The organism is Jatrophihabitans sp. (genome assembly GCF_036389215.1).
In the GTDB taxonomy this organism is placed as follows: domain Bacteria; phylum Actinomycetota; class Actinomycetes; order Mycobacteriales; family Jatrophihabitantaceae; genus Jatrophihabitans_A.
This window is the reverse complement of record NZ_DASVQG010000279.1, coordinates 1-6217: the sequence shown is the minus strand read 5'-3', so window position 1 is coordinate 6217 and position 6217 is coordinate 1. Positions and strand designations below refer to the sequence as shown.

General features: G+C 70.4%; 5 protein-coding genes, 1 tRNA gene and 1 pseudogene. 4 read left to right on the top strand and 3 right to left on the bottom strand.

The genetic code is table 11. The annotated features are described in order from the left end of the window. Positions 1–412: pseudogene (locus VF542_RS15625) on the bottom strand ((4Fe-4S)-binding protein); the annotation flags it as partial. Then, the gene (locus VF542_RS15620; RefSeq protein ID WP_408652618.1) at positions 409–1155 is read right to left on the bottom strand and encodes a (Fe-S)-binding protein; all 747 of its coding nucleotides are present in this window, start codon (positions 1153–1155) and stop codon (positions 409–411) included. The pseudogene VF542_RS15625 and the gene VF542_RS15620, both read right to left, overlap by 4 nt. Positions 1156–1322: 167 nt before the next feature. On the opposite strand from VF542_RS15620, the gene VF542_RS15615 reads away from it, so the two are divergent. Both VF542_RS15615 and VF542_RS15610 read left to right on the top strand, forming a co-directional pair. Then, entirely contained in the window at positions 1323–2660 is a 1338-nt protein-coding gene (locus VF542_RS15615) for a nuclease-related domain-containing protein (protein ID WP_408652617.1), read from the top strand. 142 nt (positions 2661–2802) lie between these two features. Continuing rightward, on the top strand, positions 2803–4512 hold the full coding sequence (locus VF542_RS15610) for a S8 family serine peptidase (RefSeq protein WP_408652616.1): 1710 nt from the start codon (positions 2803–2805) through the stop codon (positions 4510–4512). Positions 4513–4667: 155 nt separating this feature from the next. On the opposite strand, the gene VF542_RS15605 is transcribed toward VF542_RS15610, so the two are convergent. Further along, positions 4668–4740: transfer RNA gene (locus tag VF542_RS15605), tRNA-Thr, on the bottom strand. A gap of 160 nt (positions 4741–4900) precedes the next feature. Between VF542_RS15605 and VF542_RS15600 the strand changes: the two genes are divergently transcribed. Together VF542_RS15600 and VF542_RS15595 are read left to right on the top strand one after the other, a co-directional pair. Continuing rightward, entirely contained in the window at positions 4901–5602 is a 702-nt protein-coding gene (locus tag VF542_RS15600; RefSeq protein ID WP_408652615.1) for a lysophospholipid acyltransferase family protein, read from the top strand. Between the two features lie 24 nt (positions 5603–5626). Continuing rightward, the gene (locus VF542_RS15595) at positions 5627–6172 is read left to right on the top strand and encodes a GNAT family N-acetyltransferase (RefSeq protein ID WP_408652614.1); all 546 of its coding nucleotides are present in this window, start codon (positions 5627–5629) and stop codon (positions 6170–6172) included. Positions 6173–6217: the final 45 nt, after the last annotated feature.

Here is a 6217-nt window from a genome sequence, read left to right as displayed (position 1 = left end):
GCGCCTCGTTCAGGCCGATCTCCTGCGTCGCCATCGACTTGACCTTCACGACCTCGCGGGAGCCGGTCGCCATGACCAGGCCGGTGACGATCCGGTTGGCCTCGGTCGCATCACGCGCCCAGTGCACCACCCCACCGCGCTCGGTCACCCGCTCCTCCAGCCGCACGAGGTAGCTGTCCAGGTGTGCCAGCACGTCGTCCTTGATCGCCGCGGCCGAAGCCCGCAGCTCCTGCCAGTCATCGACCTCGGCCACCACGGCGGCCCGCTTGGCTCGGATGGTGCTGGTGGCGTTGGCGAGGTTGCGCCGGAGCTGATCGTTGCCCAGCGCTGCCTCGGCCGCCCGCGGGAACGGCTCGGAACCTCGCAGTTGCCCCACCCCGGCAGGTGCGGTGGGCATGCCGAGGTAGGTCATACCGGCACCGGCTCGGAACGGGTACTGGCCAGGATCTGCGCCAGGTGCAGGGTTCGAGCACCGACCCGCAACCGGGACAGCCCGCCGCCGATGTGCATCAGGCACGAGGAATCCCCCGCCGAGCACACCGACGCACCGGTGGCCCGCACCGCCGAGACCTTGTCGGCCAGCATCGCCGAGGAGACCGCGCTGTTCTTCAGGGCGAAGGTGCCCCCGAAACCGCAGCAGGACTCGGCGGCGGGAAGTTCGGCGAGCTCGATCCCCTCGACGGCCCGCAACAGCGCCATCGGTTTGCCGCCGACCCGCAGCAGCCGCAGCGAGTGGCAGGTCGGGTGATAGGTCACCCGGTGCGGGAAGTACGCGCCGACGTCGGTGGCCCCGGCGACGTCGACCAGGAATTCCGACAGCTCGTAGGTGCGGGCGGCGACCGCGTCGGCGGCTGCTGCGAGCCGCTGGTCACCGAACCGGCGGGCAGTGTCGGCGTGCTGATGCCGGATCGAGCCGGTGCACGATCCGCTGGGCGCCACGATGGCGTCGAACTCCTCGAACACCCGCACGTGGCGACGGATCAACGGCAGCGCCTCGGCGGGATAGCCGGTGTTCAGGTGCATCTGCCCGCAGCAGGACTGCTCCGGCGGAAAGGCCACCTCATGCCCCAGCCGCCGCAGCACCCGCACCGTGGCCCGGCCGACCTCGGGAAACAGGCCGTCCACCAGGCAGGTTGCGAACAGTGCGACTCTCATGGAGGCCCTTCTGCTCGAGGGTCACCCGGCTGCTGCGAGCTGAACAGCACGTTACCGGGTGAGCTTCGGACGACGTCCGGAGCACGAACCAGCCCGCGTTTCGGGGCCCGGCATGCCTTGACTCGGTTCGCTGCCTGTCGATTACAGAAGGGACGACGAGGAGAGGTATGGGCGCCGAGGGTGGGTCCGCGCGGGAGAAGGCCGAAGCGCTGCGAAAGCAGGCCGCCGAGGCCCGTCTCAAGGCGGACCGGATGGAATCGAGCGCCGGCCGGTGGGAGGCCGGCGTGCTGGGCGAGGAACGGGTCGCCGCGGCGCTGGCTCCGCTGGAGGGCGAGCACTGCCGGGTGCTGCATGACCGGCTGCTCTACCCGCGGCAGTCCCGGATCAATCTCGACCACGTCGTGGTGTCGGTAGCGGGGAACTACCTCATCGATGCCAAGAACTGGTCCGGCATGGTGACGGTCGAGGACGGCAGCCTGCGCCAGCGGATTCCCAGTGGCGGTCACTCGCTGCTCGACGGCAAGCTCGACAACGTCCGCCGGATGGCCGCGCAGATGGAGACGAGCATCTCCTCGGTGATCGAGCCGGTCGTCTGCCTGGCGGGCGAGCACTCGGCGGAGTTCGGCGAACCGAGGACGGTCCGCGGCGTGTACGTGGTGCCCGTCGGCCAGTTGGCGCAGTGGCTGCTGGCCCGGCCCCGAAAGCCCGGCGGAGTCGATCTCGCGGGCGAGAGCGCGCGGATGGCCACCTGCTTTCCCTCGGCCACCGACCCGGCGTTCGTCTCGATCGCCCCGATGCTCGGCCGTACCGGCAGCTCCAGGCCGGCGCCGGCCCGGCCGAAACCGAAGCCGACCCCTCCGAAGCACGGGTCGGGCCGGCGCCGCCGAACCGTCTCCTTCCCCCGGCCGGCCGTGTCCTTGCGCCGGCTGGCCGGCGCGCTGCTGTCCGTGGCGCTCGTCCTGTCGATGATCAGCGGGCCCGGCCAGCGGCTCTGGCGAGAAGGCGCGGACGCCGCCGGAAACCTGTTCGCCAGCCGGATCAGCTCGGCGACGACACCCACCGCGAAAACATCCTGGGTAGCGCCGTGCACCGCCGTGACCGACGCCGTGGTCGCCGACGCGGTGGGGCACAAGGTGTACCGATACCTCAACGGCCCCCATGACGTCTGCACCTGGGGTTTCGTGCCACGGCCGAATCCCACCGCACCGGGCAACGTCCGGATCGCCACCGGCTGGACGGCGAAGTACGGCGGTTACCCCAGCGCCGCGGCGGCCCGGTTCAGCCATACGGCGACCAGCCAGCTGCTGACGGTTCCACAGTTCGCGGCAGTACCGGGCTCGGCCGCGGCACCGGCCTCGATCACCCAGCCGGTGGTCGTGGTGCTGACCTGGCAGTCGAGCCCGGTGACCTCGGCGCGGGCGCGCAAGGCGATCACCGTCCTGGCCGGTGAGGTCGCCAAGCACCTGCCGAAGGGGTCAGACGCCGCTCAGATCGTGCACCGCTAGCCGACGAACAGCGGTTATCCGGGCGAATCGAACGCCAGATTCGAACACTGCTTTCACAGGGGGTTCCTATTTTGCTGTCCGGTGCATACATTGACGCCATATGTGGGCGCCCTCTGCGCCCCGAAGGAGGAGCATTCCCGATATGCGCAGATCCCGAATAATTATTGCGGTAGCGGCGGCCGCCCTGGCCGTACCCGCGTTGGCCACCGTCGGCACCGCCGGCGCCGCGTCACAGAGCGCCAGCCAGGGCGCGGCGGCGTCCTACGTGGTCCTCGCGGGCACCGGCCAGTCAGCCCAGGCGCTGGCCGACCAGCTCAGCGCCGGCGGCGCGAGCGTCACCTCGGTCAACCAGGCGATCGGGTTGATCACGGTCACCTCGCGCGACACCGCGTTCGCGCCCCGGACCCGCGGGCTCGCGGGCGTCGACGGCGTCGCCCGGGACCGATCGATCGGCTTCAGCCCCAAGGCATCCGCTCACCACGATGCGGTCGAGAACGAGGCCGGGCTGTCCGCCGGTGCCTCCAGCGCGTCTTCACAGAAGGGCAGCTCCCGGCCCGGTGACCCGCTGGACGACCTGCTGTGGGGCATGGACATGATCAACGCGCCCGCGGCCCACGCGATCGAGATCGGTGACCACCGGGTCACCGTCGGCATCCTGGACACCGGTGTTGATGGCAGCCACCCGGACCTGCACTCTAACTTCAGCAAGAAGCTGTCCCGCAACTTCACCACGGACATGACCGACATCGACGGCCCGTGTGAGTTCGCGGGCTGTGTCGACCCGGCGGACTGGGACGACAACGGTCACGGCACGCACACCGCCGGCACCATCGCGGCCGCGCTGAACGGCATGGGCCTCAGCGGCGTCGCGCCGGGCGCCACCCTGGTCAACATCCGTGGCGGCCAGGACAGCGGCTACTTCTTCCTGGGCCCGGTCACCAACGCCCTCACCTACGCCGGCGACATCGGCATCGACGTGGTGAACATGTCCTTCTACGTCGACCCGTGGTTGTACAACTGTGCCGGCGGAGCGCCGGAGGACAGCCCCGCCGAGGCGGCCGACCAGGCCGTGATCATCGAGGGGATGACTCGCGCGCTCAACTACGCCAACGGGCACGACGTGACGCTGGTCGGCGCGCTGGGCAACAACCACGAGGATCTGGCCAACCCGCGCCACGACTTCTCCAGCCCGGACTACGGCGCACCCACCCACGAGCGCACGATCAGCAACGCCACCTGCCTCAACCTGCCGGTCGAGGGCCCGCACGTGATCGGCGTCTCCTCCCTCGGCCCGTCGAGCCGGAAGGCGGACTACTCCAACTACACCACCGACCTCACCTCCGGTGAGATCGAGGTGTCCGCGCCTGGTGGCTGGTTCCGCGATGGCTTCGGAACCCCGTCGTACCGCACGAACGAGAACGAGATCCTCTCCACGGCACCGACCCACGTGCTCCAGAACGAGGGCTTGGTCGACGCGGACGGCAACATCACCCCGGCTGGCACCGCCTTGGGTGTCAAGAAGTCGTGCAACGACGAGGGTGAGTGCGGCTTCTACCAGTACCTGCAGGGCACCTCGATGGCATCGCCGCACGCTGCCGGTGTCGCCGCCCTCGCGGTCAGCGCGCACGGGTCCAAGGACGCCGACGCGCATCGCGGCCTGACCATGGCTCCGGCCGCGGTGGCGGCCCTGCTGGCCTCGACCGCGACCGACCACGCCTGCCCCGCGGGCGGTGTGCAGTCCTACACCCAGGTCGGCCGCTCGGCCGAGTTCACCGCCACCTGCGTCGGAACCCCGGAGTTCAACGGGTTCTACGGAGCGGGCATCGTGAACGCCCTGGGGGTCGTCCAGTAATCCCTGAGGTATCAGCAGTACGCCAGTGCGGCGGCGACCTTCGGGTCGCCGCCGCACTGTTCTGTCCTGGCCGTCAGGTCGCGGAGCGTGCGGACGCCTCACGCACCGCACCGGCGATCCGAACGTCTGGGATTTGCTGGGGGTCCAGACGGTAGAGCCGACGAGGAGACTTGAACTCCTAACCGCCCGATTACAAGTCGGGTGCGCTACCAGTTGCGCCACGCCGGCCGGCGCGAGCAGCCGCTCGCGAGCCTCGATCATCCTAGTCCGACGCCCATGCCAGCCCGGCGGTCACAGCGCGGACGCCGGCCGATGGGCCCCACCGGTCAGCTGATCCCTGTGGGAGGGTACGAATGACCTATCCGGAGCAGCCGCGGAGGAGGAGCCGATGACCCGCGCACACAGGCCCAAGGCCGGCTTCTGGATCCGGCTGTGCGTCGTGATCCTCTATCCGCTCGTCTCGCTGCTCTTCAAGGTCCGCTGGCATCGCCTGGACCGGATTCCGGCCCGCGGCGGCGTCCTGATCGCCGTCAATCACATCTCCCAGGCCGACACCGCGACGATGGCCAGGATGATCTGGCAGTCCGGCCGGATCCCGCGCTTCCTGATCAAGTCGAGCGTGTTCGGCTGGCCGGTCATCGGGCGGATGATGGCCGGCGCCGGCCAGATTCCGGTCTACCGCTCCAGCAGCCAGGCCGCCGATTCGCTACGCGCGGCCGAGCAGGCGCTGGGCAACGGTGAATGCGTGATCATCTACCCGGAGGGCACCATCACCAACGATTGCGACTACTGGCCGATGCCGGCCAAGACCGGCGTCGCCCGGCTTGCCCTCGCCTGCCCGGACGTCCCGGTGATCCCGATCGGCCAGTGGGGCGCGCACCGGACGCTGGGGCGGCGGGGCAGGTTCCGGCCGATTCCCCGGCACCGGCACGAGGCCAGCGTCGGCGAGCCGGTGGACCTGTCGAAGTACCGCGACGTCGAGCCGACCGCCGAGGTGCTCCGGTCGGTCACGGACGAGATCATGGCCGCCGTGACTGCGCAGGTGGAGTGGTTGCGCGCCGCCGAGGCCGGAAATTCGCTGGCCGGATAGCGGGGCGGGCGCCACCATGGTCCGATGCCCCAGCTTGTGCTACCCAGCGCCGTTCTGGCCGCGTCCTTCCGCGCGGCGATGGCCGACTTCGCCGCCGAGGGCCGGGGCGGTCCGGACGACGACTCCGCGCTCGGCCGGCAGCTGCGCGACTACGCCGAGCAGTGGCACACCGAGGAGGGTCTCGAACGGTTCCTGGCCGAGCTGCTCGCCCAGGGCGACACCTCGCAGCCGCCGCCGGCCGGCTGGGTGCACAGCAGCACCTACTGGTGGGCCGAGGGTCCGGAGTTCCTCGGTGCCATCCGGATCCGGCACGCACTGACCCCGGCCCTGCTCGAGCACGGCGGGCACATCGGCTACGACGTCGCGCCCAAGGCCCGGCGGCGCGGTCACGGCACGGCGATGCTGCGGGCCGCGCTGCCGATCGCAGCGGCCTTCGGCATCGAGAAGGCGCTGCTCACCTGCGACGCGGACAACATCGCCTCCCGCAAGGTGATCGAGGCCAACGGCGGCGTGCTGGAGGACGAGCGGGGCGGCGAGCTGCGGTACTGGGTGCCCACCGGCGCCGACTGAGCACTCCGTTAGGCAGTGCCGCGGGCGGTCACCGGGAACAAGCCG

Bases quoted from the DNA above. Each gene is read 5' to 3' on its own strand.
- VF542_RS15620 (WP_408652618.1), bottom strand. From the start codon at position 1,155: ATGAGAGTCGCACTGTTCGCAACCTGCCTGGTGGACGGCCTGTTTCCC.
- VF542_RS15615 (WP_408652617.1), top strand. From the start codon at position 1,323: ATGGGCGCCGAGGGTGGGTCCGCGCGGGAGAAGGCCGAAGCGCTGCGA.
- VF542_RS15595 (WP_408652614.1), top strand. From the start codon at position 5,627: ATGCCCCAGCTTGTGCTACCCAGCGCCGTTCTGGCCGCGTCCTTCCGC.
- VF542_RS15610 (WP_408652616.1), top strand. From the start codon at position 2,803: ATGCGCAGATCCCGAATAATTATTGCGGTAGCGGCGGCCGCCCTGGCC.
- VF542_RS15600 (WP_408652615.1), top strand. From the start codon at position 4,901: ATGACCCGCGCACACAGGCCCAAGGCCGGCTTCTGGATCCGGCTGTGC.